The organism is Paraburkholderia fungorum, assembly GCF_046027605.1.
GTDB classification, from domain to species: Bacteria; Pseudomonadota; Gammaproteobacteria; order Burkholderiales; family Burkholderiaceae; genus Paraburkholderia; species Paraburkholderia fungorum_F.
Genome location: NZ_JAQQEF010000004.1, coordinates 401,967 through 428,691 on the forward strand (window position 1 = coordinate 401,967; position 26,725 = coordinate 428,691).

General features: G+C 64.4%; 20 protein-coding genes. 9 read left to right on the top strand and 11 right to left on the bottom strand.

Features of this window, described 5'->3' with window-relative positions:
* Positions 1-63: 63 nt before the first annotated feature.
* The 3 genes from PQR53_RS10315 to PQR53_RS10325 all read left to right on the top strand — a co-directional run bounded on the left by PQR53_RS10315 (position 64) and on the right by PQR53_RS10325 (position 2,382).
* A complete protein-coding gene (locus PQR53_RS10315; protein WP_408452750.1) occupies positions 64-1,407 on the top strand; it encodes a glycosyltransferase family 4 protein in 1,344 nt (447 codons plus the stop codon).
* 325 nt (positions 1,408-1,732) lie between these two features.
* Entirely contained in the window at positions 1,733-1,963 is a 231-nt protein-coding gene (locus PQR53_RS10320) for a type II toxin-antitoxin system HigB family toxin (protein WP_408452842.1), read from the top strand.
* On the top strand, positions 1,960-2,382 hold the full coding sequence (locus PQR53_RS10325) for a helix-turn-helix domain-containing protein (RefSeq protein WP_408452752.1): 423 nt from the start codon (positions 1,960-1,962) through the stop codon (positions 2,380-2,382). The genes PQR53_RS10320 and PQR53_RS10325 overlap by 4 nt, the downstream gene beginning before the upstream one ends.
* Positions 2,383-2,734: 352 nt before the next feature.
* Here PQR53_RS10325 and PQR53_RS10330 read toward each other — a convergent pair whose 3' ends face one another.
* The 10 genes from PQR53_RS10330 to PQR53_RS10375 all read right to left on the bottom strand — a co-directional run bounded on the left by PQR53_RS10330 (position 2,735) and on the right by PQR53_RS10375 (position 16,438).
* The gene (locus PQR53_RS10330) at positions 2,735-5,122 is read right to left on the bottom strand and encodes a polysaccharide biosynthesis tyrosine autokinase (protein WP_408452754.1); all 2,388 of its coding nucleotides are present in this window, start codon (positions 5,120-5,122) and stop codon (positions 2,735-2,737) included.
* A 23-nt stretch (positions 5,123-5,145) separates the two neighbouring features.
* Positions 5,146-6,339, bottom strand: coding sequence for a polysaccharide biosynthesis/export family protein (locus PQR53_RS10335; RefSeq protein WP_408452755.1), 1,194 nt, complete (start codon positions 6,337-6,339; stop codon positions 5,146-5,148).
* A 36-nt stretch (positions 6,340-6,375) separates the two neighbouring features.
* Positions 6,376-7,329, bottom strand: coding sequence for a glycosyltransferase family 2 protein (locus tag PQR53_RS10340; RefSeq protein WP_408452757.1), 954 nt, complete (start codon positions 7,327-7,329; stop codon positions 6,376-6,378).
* Between the two features lie 2 nt (positions 7,330-7,331).
* On the bottom strand, positions 7,332-8,717 hold the full coding sequence (locus tag PQR53_RS10345; RefSeq protein WP_408452759.1) for an undecaprenyl-phosphate glucose phosphotransferase: 1,386 nt from the start codon (positions 8,715-8,717) through the stop codon (positions 7,332-7,334).
* 46 nt (positions 8,718-8,763) lie between these two features.
* Positions 8,764-9,498, bottom strand: a complete 735-nt coding sequence (locus PQR53_RS10350) for a Crp/Fnr family transcriptional regulator (RefSeq protein ID WP_028198151.1) — start codon at positions 9,496-9,498, stop codon at positions 8,764-8,766.
* Between the two features lie 632 nt (positions 9,499-10,130).
* Positions 10,131-12,707, bottom strand: a complete 2,577-nt coding sequence (locus PQR53_RS10355; RefSeq protein ID WP_408452761.1) for a glycosyl hydrolase 2 galactose-binding domain-containing protein — start codon at positions 12,705-12,707, stop codon at positions 10,131-10,133.
* Positions 12,708-12,737: 30 nt separating this feature from the next.
* Positions 12,738-13,799: a DUF1839 family protein gene (locus PQR53_RS10360; protein WP_408452763.1), complete on the bottom strand. Its 1,062-nt coding sequence runs from the start codon at positions 13,797-13,799 to the stop codon at positions 12,738-12,740.
* Complete coding sequence (locus tag PQR53_RS10365) at positions 13,796-14,884, bottom strand: amino acid--[acyl-carrier-protein] ligase (RefSeq protein WP_408452765.1); 1,089 nt, start codon at positions 14,882-14,884, stop codon at positions 13,796-13,798. Before PQR53_RS10365 ends, PQR53_RS10360 begins: the two co-directional genes overlap by 4 nt.
* A 1-nt stretch (position 14,885) precedes the next feature.
* On the bottom strand, positions 14,886-16,190 hold the full coding sequence (locus tag PQR53_RS10370) for an acyl-CoA dehydrogenase family protein (RefSeq protein ID WP_408452767.1): 1,305 nt from the start codon (positions 16,188-16,190) through the stop codon (positions 14,886-14,888).
* Positions 16,187-16,438 (bottom strand): acyl carrier protein, encoded by a 252-nt coding sequence (locus PQR53_RS10375; RefSeq protein WP_408452770.1) that lies wholly within the window; start codon positions 16,436-16,438, stop codon positions 16,187-16,189. Before PQR53_RS10375 ends, PQR53_RS10370 begins: the two co-directional genes overlap by 4 nt.
* 367 nt (positions 16,439-16,805) lie before the next feature.
* Here PQR53_RS10375 and PQR53_RS10380 point away from each other — a divergent pair, with 367 nt between their 5' ends.
* The 6 genes from PQR53_RS10380 to PQR53_RS10405 are packed head-to-tail and all read left to right on the top strand — an operon-like array spanning position 16,806 to position 24,802.
* Positions 16,806-17,339, top strand: a complete 534-nt coding sequence (locus PQR53_RS10380; RefSeq protein ID WP_408452773.1) for a GNAT family N-acetyltransferase — start codon at positions 16,806-16,808, stop codon at positions 17,337-17,339.
* Positions 17,339-18,883 (top strand): O-antigen ligase family protein, encoded by a 1,545-nt coding sequence (locus tag PQR53_RS10385; protein ID WP_408452776.1) that lies wholly within the window; start codon positions 17,339-17,341, stop codon positions 18,881-18,883. The genes PQR53_RS10380 and PQR53_RS10385 overlap by 1 nt, the downstream gene beginning before the upstream one ends.
* A gap of 26 nt (positions 18,884-18,909) precedes the next feature.
* Positions 18,910-20,088 carry a glycosyltransferase family 4 protein gene (locus tag PQR53_RS10390; protein ID WP_408452779.1) on the top strand — a complete coding sequence of 393 codons (1,179 nt, stop codon included), beginning with the start codon at positions 18,910-18,912 and terminating at the stop codon, positions 20,086-20,088.
* The gene (locus PQR53_RS10395; RefSeq protein ID WP_408452782.1) at positions 20,085-21,239 is read left to right on the top strand and encodes a glycosyltransferase family 4 protein; all 1,155 of its coding nucleotides are present in this window, start codon (positions 20,085-20,087) and stop codon (positions 21,237-21,239) included. The genes PQR53_RS10390 and PQR53_RS10395 overlap by 4 nt, the downstream gene beginning before the upstream one ends.
* A 12-nt stretch (positions 21,240-21,251) precedes the next feature.
* Positions 21,252-23,651: an NHL repeat-containing protein gene (locus tag PQR53_RS10400; RefSeq protein ID WP_408452785.1), complete on the top strand. Its 2,400-nt coding sequence runs from the start codon at positions 21,252-21,254 to the stop codon at positions 23,649-23,651.
* Entirely contained in the window at positions 23,648-24,802 is a 1,155-nt protein-coding gene (locus PQR53_RS10405; protein WP_408452788.1) for a glycosyltransferase family 4 protein, read from the top strand. Before PQR53_RS10400 ends, PQR53_RS10405 begins: the two co-directional genes overlap by 4 nt.
* Positions 24,803-25,054: 252 nt before the next feature.
* Here PQR53_RS10405 and PQR53_RS10410 read toward each other — a convergent pair whose 3' ends face one another.
* Entirely contained in the window at positions 25,055-26,512 is a 1,458-nt protein-coding gene (locus tag PQR53_RS10410; RefSeq protein ID WP_408452790.1) for an oligosaccharide flippase family protein, read from the bottom strand.
* Positions 26,513-26,725 lie beyond the last annotated feature (213 nt).

The window sequence follows — 26,725 nt, forward strand, 5'->3', positions numbered from 1 at the left end:
GCGTCGGGCGCATAGAGTGCGATGTCTGGCGTTGTGATTGAACGCGCCGTTCGCAGGAGGCGAATGGCGAGTCTTCATTATTCGCGGACTGTCGCGCCTCGAATGTGGGCATACGCACGCACAGTAAATGATGCGGCACCTACACTCGTTGCTAAGGCCAAAAGGCGTTTATCAATAGGCGGGGAGATCATGAAAGTGGCGATCGTGCACGACTGGCTCGTCGCACCAGGCGGTGCCGAGAAAGTGCTCGAACAGATCATCGAGTGCTTTCCCGATGCCGATCTTTTCAGTCTCGTCGATTTCCTCGAAGACCGCCGGCCGGTGGGCGGCAAGCCTGTCACGACGTCGTTCATTCAACACCTGCCGTTTGCGCGGCGCCGCTATCGCGCGTATCTGCCGTTGATGCCACTCGCGATCGAGCAGTTCGATCTCTCCGGCTACGACCTCGTCATCACCAGCTCCTATGCGGTCGCCAAGGGCGTGCTGGTCGGCCCCGATCAGACGCACGTGAGCTACGTGCATTCGCCGATGCGCTACGCGTGGGATCTGCAACACCAGTATTTGCGCGACGCGAATCTGACACGCGGGCCGAAGTCGTGGGCCGTGCGTGCGTTGCTCCATTATCTGCGCGGCTGGGATTCGCACTCGGCCAACAGCGTGGACCGGCTGATCGCGAATTCACAATTCGTCGCGCGGCGCGTGATGAAAACGTACAGGCGCGAGGCGGCGGTGATTTCGCCTCCCGTCGACGTGCACAAGTTCGACCTGTGCACGCACAAGGACGACTTCTATCTGACTGCCTCGCGCATGGTGCCGTACAAGCGCATCGATCTGATCGTCGAAACCTTCACGGCGACGCCGCATCGCAAGCTGATCGTGATCGGCGACGGTCCGGAGATGGCGGCGATTCGCGCCAAGGCCGGTCCGAACGTGACGATCCTCGGCTATCAGCCATTCAAGGTTCTCAAGGATCATCTGCAACGCGCGCGCGCCTTCGTGTTCGCCGCCGAAGAAGACTTCGGCATCGTCGCGCTCGAAGCGCAGGCGTGCGGTACGCCGGTCATCGCTTTCGGTAAGGGCGGGGCGCTCGAAACGGTCGTGCCGATCGGCGAGGCGCGTCCTACCGGGGTGTATTTCGCACGCCAAACGGTCGTGTCGATGCTCGACGCGATCGACCGCTTCGAGCGGCAGGGTGCACAGATCACAGCGGCGGCATGCCGCGCGAACGCCGAGCGGTTTTCGGCGGCGGTTTTCCGGCGCGCCTTCATGGCTGAAGTGACGCGCACGATCGCAGCTTCGGGCTGGCGTTTGCGGGTGGCGGCGGCGGAGCGGATCGAACCCGATCTGGCCACCGAGGATCTTGCATGGCCCGTCGAACGCGCACAGAGAGGCAACTGGGGGCGCTGATGCGTGGGCGTCCGCGTGCAGCGCGATAGTGGGTGGCCTGCTTTAGCGAAGGCGCCTCGGAGCGCCATCGCCTGTCTCTTTATTCGCGTACTGCGAACTTCGCAATACGCGAATAAAATGACGTTGTCGTACGGTAGTAAGCGGTTGCGGGCTGTTCGGTCAATGCCGTCCGGCCAGCTATCGGTCTCGATCCCATCCCATTAGCCTTGCAGGTAGAGCGTGCTTGATTAGCGCGTCTGTACATGCGAGGACATAAGATGCGGGTCATTCAAAGAAGGCGTTGCTGGACTTTATAAAGAGACATCCGGAGGCGCGCAGTGCGTTGTTGAGGTGGTACTCACTGGCGCAGGCTTGCCTCGCGTATGGCTATAACGACCTGAAGCAGACGTTCTCCGGGGTGGATTATGTGCCGCCGCAATACACCGTTTTCGATGTAGGCGGCAACCGGTTTCGGATCATCGCGGCGATACACTACAACAGGCAGTCGTTGTTCGTTCGTCATGTCTTGACGCATGCGGAATACGACCTTTGGACGAGGAAGAATCTAAACTCATGAATGCCGATCGGCTTCCGGGAGCCTTTCCCGACATTGCCCAAACCTGGGCTGCGCTGCAAACCCAGCTACCCATCACGCCCATTCGCAACGAGCAGAACTATCAGTCGATGGTGCGGCTCGCGAACTCGCTCGCCGATCATCTCAACGGCAAGGGGGAAGATCCGCTGGCCGATCTGTTCGCGATTGTCACCGACCTGATCGAAAGCTGGGAAGCGAGCAACGTGATCATCCCGAAAGCGGAGCCGCGCGAGGTGTTGCGGCATCTGCTGGAGACGCACGGGCTCAAGCAGAAGGACCTGATTGGTATCGCATCGCCCACCGTGGTGAGCGATATTCTCGCGGGCCGGCGCGCCATCAGCAAAAAGGTGGCGAAGGCGCTGGCCGTGCGTTTTCATACTGACGTCAGCGTGTTTCTGTAAAAACTGCGCGGCGCCGGCCTTGTGCTGTGCGCTGTGCGGGTCGTCTGGTTCTGGCCATCCGCCATTCGCCACTAGCCTCGCAAGAGCGTGGCAAGAGCGTGGCAAGAAGCGTCGGCCACCCGGTTGACTGGCAGCTGTATTGCAGCACTGTTTCCTCGTTCCGTTCACGCCTCGCCGGCGGCTTGCATGCCAAGCCACCGGCGTTGGCGCTTGTCGCGTCAGTCCCGCTCCTGTTCGATACGCATGCATCGCGCGCCAACGTCCCTACGCACGAACCCGTCCGCCAGCACATAAAAAAAGGCTGCACCTCGATCCGGTGCAGCCTGCTTCGTCGAACAGCTTTTAAGCCAATCTATCGTGTTTCGCGCGTATCGAGCGGATCGCCGGCGGAGTAGGTGTACGCATACGCGTAGTCATACGTGCCGTTCTTGTTGTGGGCCTTGAGCGGCACCGCGTTCATCACGCCGCCCACCACCCGGGCCCGCGCGCGCCGCAGTTTCTTCAGCGCTTCGGCCACGTGACCTTCCGTGTGAGCGCCGGAGCGCATCACCAGCACCGTCGAGCCGGCGATATGCGCGATCACCGCCGCATCGGCCACCGCCAGCAGCGGCGGCGTATCAACGATCACCAGATCGAACTCCTGCTCGAAGCGCGCAAGGATTTCGCCGAAGCGCGACGAGGTCAGAATTTCGGACGGATTCGGCGGATAAGCACCCGCCGCGATGAAGTGCAAACCCTCCACGCCCGTCGCGCGAGCCGCCACTTCAAGATCGACCTGACCCGTCAGCAGCTCGGTCAAACCGCCATGGGGCGAGCGGCCGAGATACTGCGCGAGGCGGCCGCGCCGCAGATCGGCATCGATCAGCAGGACGCGTTTGCCCGATTCCGCAATCAAGGCCGCGAGGTTCGCGCACAGGAAGCTTTTCCCGTCCGAGGGCGCCGGGCTCGTGATCGCCACGATGCGGTTGGGCGCGTCGATCAAGCCGAATTGCAGCGTCGCGCGCAGCCCGCGCAGACCTTCCACCGTCGAATCGTACGGATGGGTCTTCACCAGCAGCGGCCGCATCGGCGCTCTGCCCGACGCAATGACGGTTTGAGTGCCAACCGGCACGCTGCCCTGGTGGACCGCCGAACCCGATCGAAGCTGGCGCATGCCGCCCGACGAGCCCACCGGCACTTCCGTCGGCGTCGACCTGGGAGCGGGCAGGGCGGCGCTGCGCATGGCGCTCAACTGGCGGTCGCTGCGTGCCTGTTCCGGGCTGAAGGTGATCGAGCCGAAGATCGGCAACTGAAAGCGCCGTTCGACGAACTCGGGATCGGCCACGCCGGTAAAGAACGTGCGGCGGCAGAACGCGAACAACACACCGGCGATGATGCCGAGCAGCGTGCCCGCCGAAATGATCAGTGCCGACTTGGGCCGCACCGGCTGGGACGGCAACAAGGCCTGGTCGATGATATGCACGTTGCCGATCGTGCCGGCACGCGAAATCGACAGCTCCTGGGTTTTGTTCAGCAACGTCACATAAATTTCTTCGGCGACCTTCGCATCGCGCTGCAACGCCAGGGCGTCGCGTTCCGAACTCGGCAGCGTGCTGAAGTGATCTTCGAAGCGGGCTTTTTCGCGCGACATCGCCGCCAGTTGCGAGTCCACCTGCAGCACTTCAGGACTTTCTTCCGTAAAGCGCTGCAGCAACTGCGCGCGCTGGATGCGCAGTGTCGCGATCTGCTTCTCGTAGTCAAGACCGCCGGCAAGATAAACCCCTGCCTCCTGAGTCGGCTGGAACGAACCGGTCGTCGACTGATACTCCGACAACGCGGTCTCGGTCTTTTTCACTTCTGCGCGCAGACGCGGCAATTCACTGTTCAGGAAGCTCAGCATGTGGCTCGCTTCTTCCTGCGCGCGTTCGGTGCGTTGCGCCAGATACGACGCCGCCACCGCGTTGGTGATCGCGGTGATCGCGTGTGGATCGGTGCCCATGTACGACAGTTGCACGACGCCGGTGTCGCGGCCTTTTTCACCGACCTGCAAGCCGGACGAGAGCGCCGCGACCGCATCCAGCTGGTTGAAGCGCGTCACGTAGAACTCGGTGCCGGGGCGGGCCACCAGGGTCTTGACGAACAGCGTGACGTCGTTGCCGTGGGCTTCCTGACCCGCTACGCCGGTGAGAACCTGCTGCCCGAACGCATCGGTCAATTCATAGCGGCCATATTCGAGCACGTGCAGTGTCAGACGCACGCCTTCCATCGATTTCGGCACGGTGATCGACTCGACCTCGAATTGCTCGCCGCCCCACGCGTACGAATTCATTCCGAACGCGGCGCCGAGCGGATGACCCGGACGCGCGAACCACGAAGAGATCTTGCCGAGCACCGGGATGGTTTTCGCAGCCGTGCTGAAGTTCAGCTTGAACTGCTCGACCACCGGCTCGACCACCGCGCGGCTCTTGATGATTTCGATTTCCGCGTCGGTGCGCATCGGGCCGATCGACGGCATCAATGACACTGCCGCACTCTGGCTTTGCGAGCCGGTGTTGCTCTGCGGGTCGACCTGAAGCAGGGCGTCGGCGGAATAGACCGGCGTGGCGAGCTTCGTATAGATCACCGCGGCGAGAATCACGCAACCGGCAATGCCGATCACCCACCAGATCTGATCCATGATCATGCGCAGCAAGTCGCGCATCACCGCATCTTCGTCGCTGCTCGGCGCTGGTCCGTGGTCCAGCATGTCGTACGTACTCATAGTGATACTCCGTTGCGTGCGATTTATCTGGACAGTTGGACCGTGTAGAACAGGTCCTGCAGGGTCGGCGAGATCTGTTCGAGTGCGCGGTTAAAGCGTGCTGCGCTCGAGACCTGCACGTACACCACGTCCTTTGGCTGAAGCTCGAATTTAGTCATCAGCATCAGCGCATCGACCTGGGTCATGTCGAGTTGATAGACGTCGGGCGTGAGCGTCTTGTCGGCGCCGCGCACCACGTAGACGAAACGCGGGTCGCCGGTCTTGACGTCGAGGCTGCCGGCGCCGGTCAGCGCATCGGCGAGGGTCAGGCGGCCGCGGTTCATCGGCAGCGAAGTCGGTTTGTTGACTTCGCCCAGCACGAACACGCGACTATTCGCGCGGTCCGGCACGTCGATGATGTCGCCGTCCTTCAGCAGCACGTTCTGCTGCGGATCGCCGGTTTCGAGCAGCGCGGCGACGTCGACGGTGTAGCGCTTGCCGTCGCGGGTCACGCCCACGTTCTGCAGATCCGCGTCGGGCAATGCGCCGCCCGCGCGATTGATCGCGTCGAGCACGGTCAGCGGCGCGTCGGTGATCGCTTCGGAGGCGGGTGTGCGCAGATTGCCGGTCACCTGCACCGACTGGCTGTTGAAACCCGACACGCGCACGTCGAGCTGAGGGTTGCGAATCGTCCTCGAGAGTCCCTTCGTCAGCGCTTCCTGAACCTGCTGCGCGCTCATGCCGACCACCTTGATACGGCCCACGCGCGGAAAGAAGATCGTGCCGTTGTTGGCGACACGCACGGTCAGTCCGCCTTCTCCGCCGCCCGACAGCGTCGGCGCGATCGGTGTCGCGCCTTGAGTCTGCGTGGGGCCCGGTGACGGCGTGGTGCCGCCGGCGGTGGGCAACGGCGGCACCGCCACGCCCGCGCCGCCGCCGGTCAGTTCCGGGTGATCCCAGACGATGATGCTCAACTGGTCGCCGATGCCGAGCCGGTAATCGTAAGCACCGCGTGTCGCCGCCGTCAGGCACGACAGCGGGCACACGGCCGGTACCGCGGCCGCGCGCTGCTGGCGAAAATAGCCGACGTCGATCGCGTGTACCGGAAATTTATCGGCCGTCCGCTCCGGCGGAGCAGGCGGCTGCAGCCGGTCGGTGTCCAGATACGGTCCAGGCGCCAGTGAACAGGCGCATAGAGATGCAGCCGCGAGCCCTGCGGCAATTGTTTTGATAGTCATTTGGTGGTCCCTCGCGTGAAGCGGCGCACTGATCTGTCAGCGTGCCGCCTCCTGCCATGCCCCGCGCATCGCGCGTAAACCGACTCGCCATTTGCGAAGCGCAAGTGCCACGCCGCCGCGTTCGAATGCCAATGACAATGCGCGCAGGAACCCCGGGTCCGCACGATCGCCGATCAACGTCGAGTACACGACGAACGCCCATCGGCCGGGTGGCGTCAGGTATTCGCACATGATGAGTCGGAGATTGAATGACGCGTTATAGAAAGCCGCGTCGTTAAATGTGAAGCGCTGGTCTTCGTCGCTGCGCGGGGCCGGGAAATGCTCCACTAGCAGCGACGGGTCGTAAATCAGGGTCCAGCCGCGCCGTTGCACGTCCAGACTGAAGGCCATCTCGCAGTGAACCTGCGCGCCGGTGCCGCGTAAGCGCGAGTCGAAGCGCAGCGTGCCGATCGCCTCGCGGCGAAACGCCATGTTGACGCCCTTGAGCACCTGCACTTCGCGTGCCGCGCCGTGGCCGATATGGTGATTGCCGATGGTCCGGCCATACCAGCGCACGAGGCCCACCCGCGGCTTTTGTCCCTGCAGGATGCCATTGCGTTCGTGCACGATGTCGCGTCCGCCGAGGCCGCCGAGTGCCGCATCGCTTTCGAACGCGCGGGCGATCCGCGCGATCCAGTCGGGATGCGGCGCGGCGTCGTCGTCGGTGAAGCAGAGCACGTCGCCGCTCGCACTGTCCACGCCGAGGTTGTAGGCCGCGACCACGCCCGGCTGCTGTACCAGCACGACCCAGCGGCGCGGGTCCGGCCGGCTCGCTTCGCGCGTGCGCAGCCAGTCGAGCGTCGCGTAATCGTCGTGGCGTGCGATCACGATCACTTCGTCGGCGCGGCGCTCCTGCGCCTCGAGTGCCGCGAGGCAGCGTGCGAGATCGGCGGTGCGCCGGTAAGTCGGCACGATCACGGAGACTTTCACGAAGGGTTCCCGGAGTGGCATGGTCAAAATGCGTTGCGGTTGATGAAGCCCTTGAAAATCGTGATGAACACGATCTTCATGTCGAACCAGAACGACCAGTTATGGATGTAGAAGAGATCGAACTTGACGCGCGTTTCCATCTTTTCGACCTTGGTGGTGGCGCCGCGATAACCGTTTACCTGGGCCCAGCCGGTAATGCCCGGCTTGATGCGGTAGCGGTTCATATAGCCGTACACCTGATCCTTGTAGAGATCGTCGTGTTCGACCGCATGCGGACGCGGACCGACCACCGACATCTGGCCGAGCAGCACGTTCAGAAATTGCGGCAGTTCGTCGAGACTGGTGCGGCGCATGAAGCCGCCGAGTTTCGTCACGCGCGCGTCGTTGCGCGCGGCCTGCGTGAGCTGGCCGTGCGCTTCGTGGTGCACGGTCATCGAACGGAACTTGTAGATCGCGAACGGCTGGCCGTCCACGCCCTTGCGGGTCTGACGGAAGAACACCGGCCCCGGCGAGCTCAGCTTGATGCCGATCGCGAGCGCGACGAACACGGGCGCGAGCATGAGCAGCGCGGCCGCCGCGAACAGGCGGTCGAAGATCAGCTTGGGCCACATCTGCGGTGACGAGAGCGGCGTCGCGCTCAGATTGAGCGTCGGTAAACCGACGACATCCACCAGCGCGTGGTTGAAGAGCGAGAGGCTGCGCACATCGGGGATGAAGCGCAGGTTCACGAAGTCATGCCGGAAGATGCGCTGGAAGCGATAAATCGCATGCTCTTCCGAAAGCGGCAACGCGAGCCACACTTCGTTCACGTGCTCCTCGCGCACCTTGGCCGCGAACGCATCCAGATCGGTCAGCACCGGCAAGCGCTTGAGACGCGCGCCATACGTGCCGGCTGCTTCGATGCTGGTGTCGAACACGCAGACCGGTTTGAAGCCCGCTTGCGGCGCATGGTCGAGATGCGCGAGCAGGGTGCGCGAGAAGCCGGGCGCACCGACGATCGCGACCGTGCGAAAGTTCATGCCGCGCCGGCGCACGCTGCGCAGCGCCACGTGCACGAGACACTTGGTGACGATGATGAGCGCGCCGGAGATCAGCGTGGAGTAACCGAACCACAGCCGCGAAACCGCATCCATGCGATGCAGGGTGAACGCCAGCAAGAGGGCGGTGGCGACCACCACCAGCCACGCGGCGGCCACTCTCGCCAGCATCGAAGGCAGCGCCTTGCCGCGCCACGTTTCATAGACGCCAAAGCCGGGAAACATCAACAACACGAGCACGCAGTTAAACGCGATCAGGAGGCGCTCGGTGTCCGACAATGCCATCGGCGCCGAGAAACGCATCCCGTGAGCGAGCAGCCCGCCCGCAATCACAAAGAGTGCGTCGAGGCATCGCGCAGTATTCCTGAACATGATGATCTACCCTGTATTCGAACGATGCAGCCTTGGGGGCGGCTGCTTACTCGACGGTTTCAGCCTGGCGCAGACGCGGCAGCAGGCGGTCGAATTCGCGCTTCACGAGGCCGTAGCATTCGCAGGCGCGCGCTTCCAGACCTTTGCGATCGAGGATCTTGATGTGGCCGCGGCTGTGATGAATCAGACCTTCGTCGTGCAACTTGCCGGCCGCTTCGGTGATGCCTTCGCGGCGCACGCCGAGCATGTCGGCGATCAGTTGCTGGGTGACCGTCAAATCGTTCGATGCCACGCGATCCACTTCGATCAGCAACCAGCGGCACAGTTGCTTGTTCAATGCGTGGTGGCGATTGCAGGCCGCGGTTTGCGCGACTTGCGTGAGCAGGGCGTGCATATACAGCAGCATCAGGCGGCGCAGAAAGTCAGAGCGTGCGAATTGCTGTTTGAGTGCCTGTGCGCTCATCCGGTACGCGAAGCCGGCGCATTGCACCTGCACGCGGTTCGGCATGGTTTCGCCGCCCGTGAGCACCGGCACGCCGGTCATGCCTTCGCGGCCGACCGCGGCGATTTCGACCGAGCTGCCGTCTTCCATCGTCGAGAGCATCGAGATGATCGCAGTGGTCGGGAAGTAGACGTGATGGATCCGTTGACCTGAATCGCACAGCAGTTGCTCGGTGCGCAGATGAACCAGTTCGAGATGGGGAGCAAGTGCTTGCCATTCGTGGGACGGCAATGCGCCGAGCAAATGGTTGCCGTGCAAATCTGATTGAAGTGTCAACATGATCGGTCCTCGCTGAAGCCGCGCGCTGCGTGGCTTCGTGTTTTTGATCCGATGCCTGCATCCCTGAATTAACAACTTTGCTGCCTGGCGAGCAGCGAGGGATGAACAGGAACGGCCCCGTATTGGCCTGATGCGCCACCGCCGTTCTTGTAGATCTCGTTGCGGCGACGCGATGTTGCGCTTTCTCTTTAGCGAGGAGCGTGCCAGCCATAGGGAAAACGAGTGCTGGTGCGGCGCAGCGAACAAAGCCTTAGCAGCGCGCGAAGCCAAACGTGGCTTTTTGTTTCAATTCTGCACAACGCCTGGTTGACGCGGGCGCTCTTCGAAGAGGCTTTTTATTTGAGCCAAGTCATTGATCGGATTGGCTTAGCGGGTGATGAGCACCTCTTTGCGGTGGGTGTCTCACGGATGAAATAGCCGTTGTGGGTGCGTTATCGGGGGCCGTCCGGGATGTGTCTGAATTGATTCAGATGTGTTCCATACGTTGCGTGTGCTCGCGTACGGAGTATCGATTTTGAAGGGCGGGGAAGTCGCAAAAAAACCAACACTGATTCCACAGACCAGACAGGTGGATTCGCGCAGCGCGAGGTTTTACGCGGCTTGCGAAGGGAGGCCTAGTTCAGGGACGACAGTCAGCCGTAGAAGGTGGCGGATATCGCATTGATCGCGCGGACTTCGCCGGCGGGCGCCACGCATGTTGCGTCTGCTTTAAACGCCGCATTAGATGCATGCGCAACGAATTTTTCGACAGGGATGAGCGGCACGATGCAGGGGCGGTTCGGCGGCAGATGGAACCAGTCGTGCGCGGCGCGGTAATGCGCGTCAATGATATGAACGAAGCGTGCGAAGCGCTTTGCTTCGATGACCAGCTGCCAGCCGTCGGCGGTGCGCTCGCGGCTGACCGTCAGACCGAGGTCGTGACGCTCGCCCGCGCGCCGCTCCGGCAGATGAACGGCTTCTGAAATGATCCGGCCGCTTGCCGGATCGCGCAGCGTCGCAATCGTGACATCGTGGGCGCGCGGGCCGAAGCGGTAGGCGTGGGTGAAATCGAAGAACTGCCCGAGGCACTCGGCCGCGCCGATCCGCTGTGTGCTATGCGGCGCCAGTTCCACCGCGCGGCTGGCCGACGCCACCTTGACGCTGCCGTCGCGCAGGCAGACCAGCTCCAGCTGCGCGAGCAAGGGCTCGGCACGTTCGTTCACCAGATGAATATCAAGGCCGTTGAGGCCTTCGTCGGTCATGACCAGCTGGATGGGTTGGAGCGTTGCCGCGAGCCCGTGGAGGGCGCTCTTAGGCCGTCCAGTGGCATCAATGAGCCCCCAGCCCGCGCCGGGGCGCAGATCCTGAAGCTGCCAGACCAGCGCACCGCCGCAGGTCGAGCCGCTGCGCCGCCATTCGGCGAACACGTCGCTCATCAGGTCGGCGACCACCGCCCGCGAGAGATCCAGATAGCGCTCCGGGTCTTCGTAGCGCAATCTGGCCGGCTCGATGCCGTAGACCGTCTGCAGATAATGGTCGCGTACGTCGTCGAAATCCCAGCCGGCGCCGGGGTCGCGCGGGACCGCCGCTTTCCAGCGCGGATCGTGCGAATGGATCGTGCCGGGCGCGTCGTGCAAGGTGGCGTCGTCGGGCACGTTGGCGAACGCCAGACATTCGGCGGCAAACCGGACCTGCGCACGGCGCACGTCGTCGAGCGGGCGTTGATAGGCGCCCACGCCGTAGTAATGCGTGATGCCCTCGTTAGTCGAAAACGGCCATGCGCCGCCCGAGGGCGAGTTGCTCACATACGGGACATCCGGCCGCTCGCGCGCGGCGATAGCCGGTAAGCACTCGGTAAAAAGCGGTTGCGCGCGCATCGAAGCGGGCAGGCCGAACATGGCCGCCTGCTGGTCGACTTCGCTGCCGCCGCATAGCACCGCGAGCGCTGCGAAGCGCCGCGTGCGGGTCAGAAATTGCGTGGCTTCGCGCTCGATGGCGGCACTGAAGGCGGCATCGTTGGGGTAGTCGAAATTCGCCAGCGCGAAGTCTTGCCAGATGAGCAGGCCGTATTCGTCAGCCAGCGCGTAGAACGCGTCAGACTCGTACACCATCGTGCCGCCTACCCGCAGCATGTTCATGCCCGCATCGCGGGCCAGCGCGAAAGCGTGGCGCAATTGCGCCTCGGTACCGGTAAGCGTGACGAGATCCGCGCTGGTCCAGCAGGCGCCGCGGCAGAACACCGGCGTGCCATTTACGCGCAACGCGAAGCCCACGCCGTCCGCGCCGCGATCCACTTCGATGCTGCGAAAGCCGATCGATCCCAACGAATGGGACATCGCGGCATCGTCACCGAGTTGCAACGTCAGAGGATATAAAGTGGGCTCGCCGTGCGTGTGTGGCCACCATCGTTTAGCGTGCGGCACGCGCACGTTGCCGGTCAGTGCATATGCATCGCGCCATTGCAAAGACGAAACAAAGCCACCGCAATTCAACGAGGCAGCGCATCCGTTGACGTCTTGCGGATGAACGAAATGTAGCGTGAGCGAAACAACGCCGTCGTCGTCTTCGAGACGGCTGGTCAGATCGATCGTATCGAAGGCGTGCTGCGCGTCGCTTGACAATTCAATTGGGCGCCACGGGCCGACTGCCTGCACCGATGGACACCAGCCGGGCATATGGCCGAGCAGGGTGGTGCGAACGTTGCGCAAGGTGGACGGTGTAACGAGCCGCGGCCGCCAGCGGGCGCGTGAACGTTTTGCCGCCAGCGCGGGTGTCAGCGAGCGAAAACACAGCGCGAGCGTTGCGCTGCCGTGCAGTTCGATGTCGAGATCGTGCGCGACGAACATCGAATCCGACTCCAGAAGCCTGATGCCGTCGAGCCAGACTTCGGCGAGCGTGGCGAGGCCGTGCAGGCGCAAGCGGCGTTTGCCCGTGCCGGTCAGTGTGAGCCGGTACCAGTGATCGTCGAAGGCGAGCGGCGGGGGATTCGCAATGTCAAAGAGACCCGCGGCACGCCGCGCGCTCGCCACCGTGCCGGGGACTTGCGCGGCGAGCCAGCCCTCGGCGGGCAGCTCGGCGGGTGATGCGCATGCACCGGCCGGCGTGCTGACGCACTGCCAGCCGGCATCGAGCTGTTGTGGCCAAAGGTCTTGATAGATGGCCTTGGGCGAGGCAGCGGGCACAAGCGGCCCGCCTTCATCCGATACCGGGTCAGTCGTCAGTGCATCCACGGCGTTTTCCTGAAGCTCGAAGCGAGCTCGTCACAGTACAAGCGCGGCAAGCGGAGGCAGCGTATTTTCGTAGGCGCTTTCGAGCACGTCGAAACAGTCTTCACACGCATCGCGGCGCCCGCGTGCAATCGCCCGCACGAGCCGGAACTGCATCACCATCGACTCCGACGCGATCCGCTGCGCCGCCGCCGGAATCGACGCCGGCATCTCGAAGCCTTGTGCGCAGAGCCACAGCAGATACTTCGAGAGAAACTCGAAGTTCGCGCCGAGCTGCCGCATCAGGTTGAACGAGTACGGATGGAAGAACGCCTCGCCGCGTTCGAGCAAGGTGTCCAGATGCGCCGGAAACGCGGCCCGCCACTGCGAGATCGGATTGATCAGCGGTCGTCGGCCTAGATGCGCGCACAACAATTCCGCCGATGCTTCGGCGAGCGCGGTGCCTTCCAGCGCGGGCCGCGACTGCTTGGCGAATTCGACATACGGAAACAGCAGATCGGGCTGCTGCGCGAATTGCGGCAGCTTGCGAAACACGCCGTCGTAGTCTTCTCCGTCGAGCAGGTGATAGCCGGTGTTGTGGAAATAGCCGAGGCGGCGCGCGGGCGGATCGATGAAGTCGATGCCCACGGTGGTCTTCGGATGCTCGCGCCGATACGACGTGGCACGCGTATTCGGCAGGTAATAGCCGTCCACTTCCACCAGCACCGTGTGGCCGCGCGAGGTCTGGGCGAGCACGCGGGCTTCGAGCGAGTCGTAGATCGCCAGTTCCTGCACCTGGGTGCCGTAAAGCCGTTCGAGATCTTCTAGCGGGAACTTGAAGAAGGTGAACTGATCGCCTTCGAAGTCCTGCGTGACGGTAAAGCCGAGCGCCGCGCGCGGATCGAGCCCGAAGCCGTGCAGCAGTTCGATCCACAGGTCGACGTAGCAGTTGGTCTCCTGCCACACGCGCTCGCCCTGGTGCAACGCATGCGGCGCGTGCTGGCGCAGCGCCACCGTGGGCGCGGCCACACCGCCCTGAGCCGGCAGATCGAGCCTGCGCGGCAACGCGAAGGCGGATGGCACGCCCTTCGGCATGGGGATCAGGGAGGGATTCATGCGCTCTCTCCGGCGCTCTGTGCAGCGCTCTCAGCAGCGATCGCGGCAGCCGGCTGCATGGTCTGCATGCCCTGCGCGACGCGCGCCGCCGTGTCGCCCCACAACAGCGCGCGCACATCGTCCGGCCATGCGTTCACATCGAGCCCATGATGGCGGAACAGCGCGAGCGTGATGCGTTCCATGCCGAAGCCGACGCAACCCGTATGCGCCACCGCGCCGTCTTCGCAGGCGATTTTCCAGATCGCGCCGAAGTGTTCCATGTGATAGTTGAACGACAGGCACGCCGTCTTGCCGCGCGGATCGGCCACCGGAATCAGCAGTTCGAACTTGAGCGCCTGAGCACGCTGACTATCGGCGACGATCTTGCCGCCGCGGCCGAAGAACGGATCGTTGGCGAGATCCACTTCCACGGGCAGTTGCAGCAGCGTGATCAGCAGCGAGCCGCGTTCGACCCACATCTGCCGGAACGCCATCACCTGGTCGGCGCTGCCGAGGCGCACGTATTCGCGCTGCCGGAACATCTGCATGCGGCCCGGATCGAGCGAGGGTTCGTGGCGGAAGCAGTACGACAGTACGTCGATGGTGCGGCCGTCGGCGGGCAGCGGACCGCGCCGCGCCACCACCGGATAGATCGGATAACAGGCGGCCGGTGTCAGCACCACGCGGGTCGGCTTCTGTTGCGCCATCCATTCGTCGCTGCGATCGTCGTCGCTTTCGGTCATCGCGTCGTCGAGCGCGCGCAACAGGCGCTGGTGGCCCATATCGTTGCCGCAGAACGAGTGGATCGTGCCGGCGAGATTCGGAAAGCTCTTCAGATATTCGCTGTCTTCGAAATCGGTGCGGCGCATCGCCGGCGGAAAGCGCAGCACTTCCGGCTGCTGGTCCGCGCCCAGATGCGTGATCGCCACGTTCAGACGTTCCACTACGTCTTCGAAAATCTGGCTGCGGCCGTACAGGCCGTTTTCGCCGGTATCGATCAGGAGGCCCGCTGCCAGCAGTTCGTCGCGGAAATTCGGCGCCGCGCTTTCCTGAGCGGCGGCAGCCGTTGCAGCGGCCAGTGCGGCGGTATCGGTCATCGTGTTCATGTCAGGCTCTCCCCGGGGCGGCAGGACGCTGCGCGAGCAACAGGCTCGCCGTGTTCTGCGCAATACGATCGTTGTTGATCATCAGCGGCGCGGAGTACAGGTCGCGCAGATGCCGTCCCACGCTGTATTCCGTGCCGTTCTTGTAACCCGCCATGCCGCAGATCATCAGCACTTCCTGCACGACTTGCAGGGCGGTGGTCGAGATGCTGGTCTTCAGCGTATTCATGTCGGAGGCGAAACCGAGCAAGGCCGACAGCGGCGCATCGGCCTGGCAGCCGCCGTGTTTCGCGTGATGCGCGGTGCGCGCCGCTTCGAGCGCGACCGACAGGCGCGCCTGCATCATCTGTAGCAGGCCGACCGCCTCGGCGAGCCGCAAGCCGGCCGGCGGAATCGCACCAGGTTTCGAGCGGGCCTGCGCGCGGAAGAAGGCTTTCGCGCGATTCACGGCGTCGCTGGCCACGCCGGTCCATACCGCGGCCCACAGCGTGTGCGAGACCGGCAGCATGGTCTGATCGGCGATCTCGGCGAAGGGCGTCGGCAGGATCTGTTCGGCAAGACCCGTAGCGACGAGCCGGAAGCCCTCGCTGCAGGTGCCGCGCATGCCCATCGAATCCCAGCCGCCGCGCTTTTCCAGTTGTGTGGCTTCACGTAGCGCCACGATCAGCACCTGGTCGGCCGCGGCCGATTCTGCGGTGCGGCGCGCGGTGACCAGAATGCCGTCGGCGTGCGCGCCGTACGAAATCGTCGGCGCGAGCTTTTCGATGCGAAAGCGCTGCGTGCCGGGCTGACCGTCGAGTGCGTCGAGTTCGACCGAGCAGGCGCTGGTGCGCATATTGCCGCCGATGGTCTCTTCAGACGTCGCCGAAGCCAGCAGCCATTGATGTTCAACCAGCTGCGCGAGCAACTGCCGGTGCCACGCCGACTCGCTGCCGTACGCCTCGATGCAGGCCACCTGAATCTGATGCATCGCGTACACCATCGCGGTGGAGGCGCAGCCCTGCGCGAGTGTTTCGCAGATCGCGGCGACATCCGCGAGCGAAAGCCCCGCGCCGCCGAAGGCGGCCGGCACCATCGCCGACAACAAACGTTCGCGCTTGAGCGCCTCGAAGGCTTCGCGGGGAAAGCGCGCTTCGCGGTCCACCGCATCGGCGAACTGTGTGGCGACAGCCGCGCAGCGTTGCGCCGCGGCGCGCCAGGCGGGTTCGGTTTCCACCGCGCTCAGCACGACGCCTGCGGCGGCTTGCTTCGCAGCAGCATCGGCGAGCGGCGCCGCTATCGCGGCGGTGTCCAGCAGCGGGGCGTTCATGCTGCCGCCTTCGCCTGTTGCAGTTCGGCGACCGCGGCGGCCATTGAATCGATGCTCGAGAACAGCCGGCGCGTGAGCATGCGGTCCGGAATTTCAATGCCGAATTCATCTTCGATGGCGAGCATCAGATGCACGGTCGCGAGCGAGGACAAGCCCGCGGCGTATAGGTCGGCGTCGTCGGCCAGAGTGTCCGGCGAGACGTCGAGACGGGCTGATTCGGAAAGGATGCGGCGCAGTGCGGTTTTCATCTTGAGTTGCCCCCTTGGTGGTCAACGGTCTCTTGAAGGTTGCTGACGTAAAACGAACAGAAGTCTTCGTTTTTGGTGTTTATCGCGGCGCGGGGTCATCGCGGCGCGTCTAGCGGCGGTTCGGCGCGCATGCCTGCCGCGCTTTCACGGTGCCCTGAAGCCGTTTTGGCGGCTCCTTGCTACACCATGTCCCGACGCCTCGTATTTAAGAATTGTCAAAGCCCAGCGTCAGTGCGATGGCGCACGGAAACACGCGTTTCGCGGACGTACCGTGTAGCCATGACAACAGGCCGGCGTGTCGAGCCAGGCCATCGAGGGCGCTGAGCGTTGCCGCGCTCGCTGAACTTATTTACCGCTGGGGAACGTGATGAACTGGAAAACGCTGGAATTCGAACAGCTCTCGGCGCGCGAGTTGTACCTGATCTTGCGGGCGCGCAGCGCGGTCTTCGTGGTCGAGCAATCGCACGTCTGTCTTGATGCCGATGGCCACGACGAGAGTGCGCTTCACCTCTTCGCGGTCGAGGACGTGGCGCGGCCCATGCCGATCCTGGCCTATGCACGCCTGCAACCCGGCGACGCCGAAGATCCGGAAATCACCATCGACAAGGTGCTGACGAGCCCACTGCGGCGCGGTGACGGCACGGCTGAGATGTTGATCGAACGGGTGCTGCAGGCGATCGCGGAGCGTTGGCCGGGACACGCCGCGCGGGTCAGCGCACCGCTCGGCTTGCGCGACTTCTATGAGCAGTTCGGCTTTCGCAAGTCCGAAGGGCCGTACCTCGAACATGGCGTGCCGTTCATCGGTCTGACGCGTCAGGTGCGTGCCAGCCAGACGCTCTTCGGCATGCGGCGCCGCGAGCGCGATGGCGCGGCCCAGGTCAATACGTTCGAGCTTCTGTGATGGCGCGAGTGCTGATCACACCTTCCACTCAGGTTCGACTATCGACATCGCCGGGCAACCCGCGTGCGCTTGCGGGTGGGGCGTTCGCACCCGGGATGCCGGTCGCGCCTTCCCGGGCAGCGCGCCCGCAGGCTAAAGGCTTGCGTTACCCGGTCCTGTTGCCGTTGCTCCTGTTTGCCGCGACCTTAGGCTTGATCCTGCTGCATCAGGGCAGGCTGGTCGAATATTTCTTTCCGCTCGGCGCCTTCGGCGTGGCGTTGGTGCTGTATTGGCGCTCGCCCGCGCACTACATCGGCTTCGTCTGCTGGCTGTTTTTTCTGACGCCGGAAGTGCGGCGCCTCGCGGACTTCGTCAACGGTTCGTTCAATCAGCAGAGCCCGATCATGGTGGCGACGCTGCTCGCCGTTGCGCTCACCGGCCTCACCTTGCTCAAGCACGTCAGGTTGTTCGGGCAACGCCGCGCGGCGCCGCTGGTGCTGATCGTGATCGCGCTGCTCTATGCCTTCGTGGTCGGCATGGCGCAGGTGGGTCCGGCGGCGGCGACGTTTACGCTGATCAACTGGCTGTATCCCGTGATGGTGGCGTTCTACCTCACCGTCACGTGGCGCCATTACCCCGCCTATCACCGGGTTCTGCTGAAGACCTTCGTTTATGGCGGACTCCTGATGAGTGTGTACGGCCTGATCGAGTTCGTCTCGCCGATGCCGTGGGACGCATTCTGGCTGATCTCCTCGAAGATGCTTTCGGAGGGGCAGCCGGTGCCGTTCGGCATGCGCGTGAGCAGCACGATGAATTCATGCGGACCGTTCGCGGTCACGCTCATGACGATCCTGCTGGTGTCGCTCGCCGCGCGCGGTAAAGCACGCATCCTGCTCGGCTGCGTGGGGATTCCGGTGCTGCTGCTCACCGGCGCGCGCAGCACGTGGGGCGGCTTCGCGATCGCACTGCTGTACTCGTTCGCGATGCTCGACGGCAAAAGCCGGGCGCGGCTGCTGGCCGGCGTACTGGCGCTGGCCGTGGTGGCCGCACCGCTGATGATGATCGATCAGGTTGCCGAACCGGTGATGCAGCGCTTGAGCACGATCCAGAACCTCGGTCAGGACGACAGCTACCAGGCGCGCGCGGAGTTCTACAAATCGTTCATGTCGTCGGCGCTCACGGATATCGCCGGCCAGGGGCTGGGCACGACCGGCCTCGGCAGCAAGCTGTCCGACGACACCGGCGCGCAGGCGATGCTCAATTTCGACAGCGGCCTGATGGAAGTGCCCTACGTGATGGGGTGGCCCGGCACGCTGCTCTACACCACCGGCATCGTCATGCTGCTGTGGCGCGCCTGGCGGGCGAGCCGTCAGCACCCAACCGACTTGCTGGCGATCTCCGGCGTCGGCGTGGCCGTGGCGATTTTTTCGATGATGATTTTCATCAACACATTGACCGCGGTGTCGGGGATGTTTTTCTTTATCGGCGTGAGCCTGCCGGTGATTTCGCTGCGCTACGCGCGTGAACGCCACAGTCCGGCCGCCGCGACCCCGGCACGACCGTGAAAGATACTCAGAGGAAGGACAACAGGATGCGGATTTTGATCGTCACCCATGTCGTGCGCAAGAACGATGGGCAAGGACGCGTCAACTACGAGATCGTGCTCGCAGCGCTCGCGGCGGGTCATTCGGTGACCCTGCTCGCCGCCGAGGCGGCCCCCGAGCTGGTGCAGCACCCCGGTGTGCGCTTCGTGCGGATCGCTGAAAGCCGGCTGCCGACCAAACTCGTCCAGTATCAGCTGTTCGCATGGCGTTGCGGCGCGTGGATTCGTGCGCATCGTCAGGCGTTCGATGTGATTCACGTGAACGGTTTCATCGCGTGGGCGCGCGCCGATGTCAATGCGGCGCATTTCGTTCACGACGGCTGGTATCGCTGCGGTTTCTATCCGTTCCGCCTGTTGCGCGGTGTCTACGATGCGTATCAGGTCCTCTACACGCTGCTCAATATCGGCTGCGAGAAATGGGCCTTCCGGCATGCGGAGGTCATCGTGCCGGTGTCGCATACGGTCGCCGCCGAAGTGCGCGCGCTGGGCGCCGGCCCGGCGCAGTTGCAAGTAATTCACAACGGCGTCGATGTCGACGAGTTCGCACCGGGTGCGTCCGAGCGGGCCCGCTTCGGTCTGCCGGCGGCGCCCTTCATGCTGCTGTTCGCCGGCGACTTGCGCATGTCGCGCAAGAATCTCGACACCGTGCTGCACGCGCTCGTACACACCTCGGCCGACGTGCATCTGGCGGTCGCGGGGATTCTGCACAACAGTCCCTATCCGGCGCTGGTGGCCTCGCTCGAGTTGACGGGGCGGGTCCACTTCACGGACCTGGTGAAGGACATGCCCGCGCTGATGCGTTCAGTCGATGCGTTCGTGTTTCCCTCGCGTTACGAACCAATGGGACTGGTGCTGCTCGAAGCGCTGGCCGCGGGATTGCCGGTCATTACCGTGCGTACCGCGGGCGGCGCTGAAGTGATTACGTCCAGAAGCGGCATCGTGCTCGACGATCCCAACGATCAGGCCGCGCTCGCCGCGGCGATCGAACGTCTCGCGAGCGATCGCGCCTACGCACGCCGCCTCGGGCAGGCGGCGCGCGAAGTCGCGCGGACCTTGAGCTGGCAGGCCATGGCGGAGCGTTATCTGTCGGTCTATGAGCAGGTGCACGCGCGGCGCACGGCGCAATCGTTGCCGGCTGGCTGTGCGACCGCATCGGCGGAGCTATGAGCGCGCCGATCGATTCGCTGCAAATCGGCATGCACTGGTTCAACGAGCGGCCAGGCGGGCTCGACCGCATGTTCAAGGCGTTGATCGATACGCTGCCGGCGCAGGGCGTCAATGTCCGCGGGATGGTGGCGGGCACGCCCGGCGTGTTCGACGCATCGGGGGGCAGCGTGCTGGCGTTCGCCGGCGCGCAGGCGCCGCTCGGGGCGCGTCTGTGGGGCTCGCGCAGGCAGTCGCGTGCGCTGCGGGCGGCGCGGATGCCCGACGTCGTCGCCACCCATTTCGCGCTCTATGCGGCGCCCACCGCGGGCCTGTTCAGAAGCGTGCCGAAGGTCGTGCATTTTCACGGGCCATGGGCGGCCGAATCCTATCCGGGCGGCGGTGGCGGCTGGGCGCGCGCGATGCGGCTCGCGCTCGAGCGTTTCGTCTATCAGGGCGGCACGCGTCATATCGTGCTTTCGCAGGCGTTCGGGAGGATTCTGCGCGAGACGTATGGCGTGCGTGACGAGCGCATCCGGATCGTGCCCGGCTGCGTCGACGTCGCGCAATTCGACACCCGCGTGACGCAGCGGCGCGCCCGCGAGCGGCTCGGTTTGCCGCTGGACCGGCCGCTGGTGTTTTGCATGCGGCGGCTGGTTTCGCGCATGGGACTCGAAGACCTGATCGACGCGATCGCCGCCGTCAAGCCCGTGCTGCCCGACGTACTCCTGATGATCGCCGGCAAAGGGCCGCTGGCGACGCAATTGCAGGCGCGTATCGTCGCGCGCGGACTCGACCGTCATGTGCGGCTCGTCGGCTATGTGGCCGACGACACGGTGCCGCTCTGGTATCGCGCCGCCGATCTGTCGGTGGTGCCGACGGTGTCGCTCGAAGGCTTCGGGCTCACGACGATCGAATCGCTCGCGGCCGGCACCCCCGTGCTGGTCACGCCGGTGGGCGGTCTGCCGGAAGCGGTCGCGCCGCTTTCCGCCGGACTGGTGCTGCCCTCGGGCGGCTTCAACGCGATCGGCGACGGCATTGCCGATGTGCTGCTTGGCCGGCGCGCGGTGCCGGACTCGCAGGCGTGCCGCGCGTATGCCCGGCAGCATTTCGACCGGCCGGTAGTGGCCGCGCAGGTCGCGAAAATCTACCGCGAAGCGATCGACGTGTTCTGACGCGTAAAGATCATGCGACGCATTGCACGCACAACCTTCGAACGGCTCGTCTGTGCCGCCGCTGTGGCGCTGCCGGTACTCGTGCTGATCGCGGCGAGCGGACCGGGCGGCGGCACCACGCTCGGGCCCGCGCAAATGAGCCGCGCCGAGCCGGGCGCGAACTTCGTGGCGGCGACGAGCAAGCCTGCTGCCGAAGCGCAGGCCGTCGCCGCGCATCCGTCGCTGTCGTACCGCACGTCGTGGATCGGCAACACGTGGGGCTACGCGGATCATCGCTGGGTGCAGATCGACGTGCAGGCGCTCGCTGTCACGCCGGAGGGCGACGTCTTCACGAATGCGCCCTGGGACGAAGGCGGCGGCGAGATCGGTCAGTACCGTAACGGTCAGCTGGTTCGCCACGGCGGCGATTCGCACGGCTGGGGCATGATGGGCGGCGACGCGATCGCCGTGAACGACGAATACGTGTTCGTCGCGCAAACGGTCGTCAGTCTCGGCAACGAGATGACCCAACATCGGCGCATGCCGCGCGAGGGCGAGCAGTGGAGCGGCGTGGCGCGCCGCAGCCGCGCCGATATCCGCGACGGCGTGCCGTTCGCCGGTCAGGTGAATCTGGTGGGCAGCCGCCGTCTGGCGTTTCTGCTGGTGTCGACTTTTTCGAGCAAGGACGATTACGCGATCCGTGGGCTCGCAGCAGACGAGACCCGGCTCTTCGTGTCGAATCAGCACGACAACCGCGTGCAGATTTTCGACGCGCAAACCATGCAGGCAGTCGGTAGTTTTCCGGTTCACGAACCGGGCCGCCTCGCGCTTGCACCCGATGGTTCGCTGTGGATCGTCGAGAACAGCCGCACCGGCGGCGCTGAGCGTGTGGTTCATCGCGCGCGCAATGGCGCACGTTTGGGCGAGCTTGCGTTGCCGCGAGGCGTGGTGCCCGCGGATCTGACCGTCGACACCCGCGGACGGCTGCTGATCGCCGACAACGGCGCGCGCCAGCAGATCCTGATTTTCACGGCGAATCCGGCCGGCGTCGCGGCGTCGGGCACAGCAGCGCCCGGAGCGGGCATGCAACTCTCGGGGAGTTTCGGCGAAGCGGGCGGCATTTATGCGGGCCGCGCCGGTGCGCCGGGGCCACGGCGCTTCAATGGATTGACCGGTGTCGGGGTGGACCGCGCGGGCAACCTCTATGTGTCGATGAACGGCGCGGGACCGCGTCCGATCGGCACGGGCGCGAGCACCTACGACGGTGCGCTGATCGAGAGCTATGCGCCCGACGGTGCGCAGCGCTTCAGCCTGCAAGGGCTGTTATTCGTCGATGGGGCGCAGTTCGTCGACGGCGAGCCGCCCTCGGTCTATAGCGGCAGCAAGCGCTTCGCGCTCGACCTGACGCGCCCGGTCGGTGAGGAGTGGTCGTACGCCGGTTACACCGCCGACCGTTTCCGCTATCCGTACGATCCATACTTTCATCTGTACCTGGGCGGCCAGCGCGGCATGCCGCTCGTGCGCGACGTTCAAGGGCACCGGCTGCTCTATACGACGGACATGTATTCGTCGTTTCTGCGCATCTACCGCTTTACCGCCGATCGCGAGACGGCGATTCCTTCGGGCCTCTTCGCGCGTTCGCGCATCGATGGTGCGTGGCCACCCAACCAGCCAGCGCAAGGCGAATGGATCTGGCGCGACCTGACCGGCAAGGGCGACTTCTCCGCCAGTGCGTTCGATCAGAACACCGGCAGCATCGACGCACCGCCGATGCGTGCGTGGTGGGTCGACAGCCACGGCGATATCTGGCAAGGCACCGACTCGCAGGGGATCCGCTCGTTTCCGTTGCAAGGCTTCGACCGCGTCGGCAATCCGGTCTACCGCTACGCCGCGATGCATGAGTATCCGCCGCCCGCGCCGTTCAACCGGATCGCGCGGCTGAACTACTTTCCCGCCGACGACACGATGTTCGTCTCCGGCTCGACACCGGCGCATCCATTCGTTCAGGACAACTGGAATAGCGCGGGTTCGCAACTGGCCCGCTACGACCACTGGAAGAGCGGCAAGCCGGTGCTGCGCTACATCATCGGCTTGCCCGATCGCGGCGCGCCCGACTGGTCGTCGATCAGCGGCTTCGCGGTGGCGGGCGACTACGTCTTCGCCATCGAAACCCGCAGCGCGATCGTGCGCGTCTACGAGCGCGCCACCGGGCGCGATGTCGGCCGGCTCGAACCGGGCAAGGAAGTCGGCTCGACCAGCGGCTGGATCGACGTGCCGATGCCGCTGACCGCCCACCGTCTCGCCTCGGGCGAATACCTCGTGCTGGTCGAGGAAGACGCGCACGGCAAAGCACTCATGTATCGCTTCACGCCACCGACGGCGCCCCTCGCGCTTGCCGCGCCTCACTCAATGGATACTGCACAGACACCATGAAAATCATTCACCTCGCCAATCATGCGCAGAACGTCGGCAACGGCATCGTCAATATGATGGTCGACCTTGCCTGCATGCAGGCGCGTGCCGGCCACGACGTGACAGTGGCGTCGGCGGGCGGTGGACACGAAGCGTTGCTGGCGCGCGAAGGCGTGCGTCACGTGTTGCTCGCGCAATCGCCGCGGCCCTCGCGCCTGCCCGCCATGGCGGCAGGCTTCAACCGGCTGATCGCGAAGCTCGACCCCGACGTCGTGCATGCGCACATGATCACCGGCGCGCTGATCGCGCGCTTCAGTTCCTTGCAGCGGCGTTTCGTGCTCGTCACCACCGTGCACAACGAATTCCAGAAAAGCGCGACGCTGATGCGTGTGGGCGACCGCGTCGTGGCGGTCAGCGAAGCCGTGGCGATCGCGATGGCGCGACGCGGCATACCACGGGCACGCCTTGGCGTGATCGGTAACGGTACGATCGGCACGCCGCGCCTGGCCCACACACCGGTTTCCGATGAACCGCGGTTGGCTCATCCATGCGTTGTCACGGTGGCGGGCATGTACGAACGCAAGGGGATCGGCGATTTGCTGCACGCTTTCGCGCTGCTGCGCAAGCGTGTGCCCGACGCGGTGCTTTATCTCGTCGGCGATGGGCCCGATCGTGCCGCGATGGAAGCGTTGGCCCAGCAACTCGGGGTGGCGGAACATGCGCACTTTACGGGCTTCGTTGCCGATCCGCGGGGCTATCTTGCTCAGGCCGATGTTTTCACGCTGCCTTCGCATTCCGAGTCGGGGGCGCTGGTGTTGTGCGAAGCCCGCGAGACCGGACGCGCGATCGTCGGGACCCGGGTGGGCGGCATTCCGGAGATGCTCGATGACGGCGAAGCCGGACTGCTGGTGCCGCCCGCGAATCCGGTGGAACTGGCGGAGGCGCTTGGCGTGCTGCTGACCGATCGGGTGGCCCGTGCCATGCTGATGGCGCGCTCGCGGAGGAACTGCGAGCGATTCAATGTGCAACGCGTGAGCGACGATTATTTGTCGGTCTATGAGCGCGCGCTCGCGAGCCGCCAGCCGCGCCGCTTTGCCACGATCTCCACGGCCAGTCTGGCTACGCCTGAAATTGCCGTGCCGGATGCTATTTCACAGAAGACGACGATGTGAGGGGCGGACGGCGAGATGAGGTAAGAAGCCGGGGAACATCGGTGAACCGGCGTTGAAGATACTGTGAAGAAGTCGTTGAGCGGCGCGTGGAGAGGCGGTGAAGTGAGGAAGGGAAAACGCCGGCAAAACAGGCGTTGAAGAGGTCGCGAAAAGGCGTGTGGAGAAGCAAGAGGTAAAGCGAAGAGGTACAGCTGAAGAGGTAAAGCGAAGCGGTAAAGCGGGCCTGAAGTCAGACCCGCTTCTGCCGCCCAACTAACTTGTCGACAACGTCAGCCGCGTCCAGAGCTTATACACGACGCCCCTGAGTTCGCTGGACCCATGCAGTGACATCCCGAGATTCGCCGCCGCCATCACAAGCGCCGCGGCGATCAACGTCGGCAACGCGGTGATCGAGTCGGCGAGCACCACCGCGACGACCAGGAAAGCGAGGTGGGCCAGCATATTGCGCACGATGGTCCAGACATGCAGTCGCGCGAAAAACAGCAGCATCGCATAGTCGAACAGCGACTTCATCACGACGACGACGCCCGCGCCCATGATCCCGAACCAGTGAATCCCGCACCACAGCGCGCCGGCGAACACCGGCAACTGGAGCCAGCTCACGCCCGCGATATAAGCGGGATTGGTCTGCGCCTGAATCAGAATCCCCAGAATGCCCGATTGGCCGCTTAGCCAGACACCCAGCACGAGCACGCTGGCGACGGGAGCCGCGGCCGCGACCGTCGGCCCGAGCCATAGCGTCAGAAACGGCTTGAGCGCGAACAACGCGACGATCACGCACGGCGTGAAGGCACCGTTCAGAAAAGCGAGGGAGCTGTGCGCAAGCGCATCGGCGTCGGCGCGCGAAACGGCGGACAGGCGCGGGAACAGTGTGCGCACCATCGCGATCGGCAGCAGATTCAGACGCGTGATGAGGTTCTGCGGGGTCGCATAGTAGGTGACGAAGCGCGCGCCGAGCAGCGCACCCACCAGCACCCGGTCGAGGGTCGACGCAATCATGTTGGCGCCCGAGAACATCAACATCCAGCGCCCGTAGCGAAACAGCTCGGCCATCACGCGCCACTGCGGCATCCGCACGCGACGAATGCCGATTGCGCGAAATGCCGCCGCGCCGAGCAGCACGCCGGCCAGCAGACGCGCCACCACCGCGGCGGGAATCACCACCGCGAGCGAGGGCGAAAAGCAGAAGATCGCCGCGAGCGGCAGCAACTGGAATAGCGCGGTGCCCAGCGTCTGGTTGATATTGAAGCTGGTGAAGCGTTCCACGCCGTTGATGGCGCCGGCAAACACCCACGAGACGTTCGCGATCGGCACGGCCACCGCGATCCACGGCAGGCTCGCCATGACTTCGCGCTGAAAGGCGGGCTCGATCTTCACGCCGTGCGTGATGTAGAGGAACGTGCCGAGGTACACCAGTAGTCCGCCTACGATGCCGGTGCCCAGATTCATGAACCACGCGCTCCAGAAGATGAGCTCGATCGAGTCGTCATTGGCGGCGCGCGCCTTGGAAATCTGATTTTCGGTGGCGAGACTCGTGCCGAGATCGAGCACGCTGAAGTAGCCGATGAGCGTCCACACCAGATTGATGACCCCGTAGCGCTCGACACCCATCAGGTGAATATAGGCGGGGACGGTGACGAGGGAGACGAAGGTCGGAGCGATGGCTCCTGCAAAATTGATGAAGATGTTCTTGACGATACTTCTTTCCATGGTGCGCTATCCGGCGGGTGAAGTCATTCGATGATGGAGTCGATCATGAATGCTGTCGGTGCGTCGCCGCACCCAGCAGCGCGTTTGAAACAATGACGCCGGCCTCCCGTAAGCCTTGATATTGCGCCTTCGCCCTCGGCGCATGTGTGGGTGGCCGTACAGATATTCGCGCTCCGGCAGGGTCAAATGAAATCCGTTACGGTTTTCGGAGCA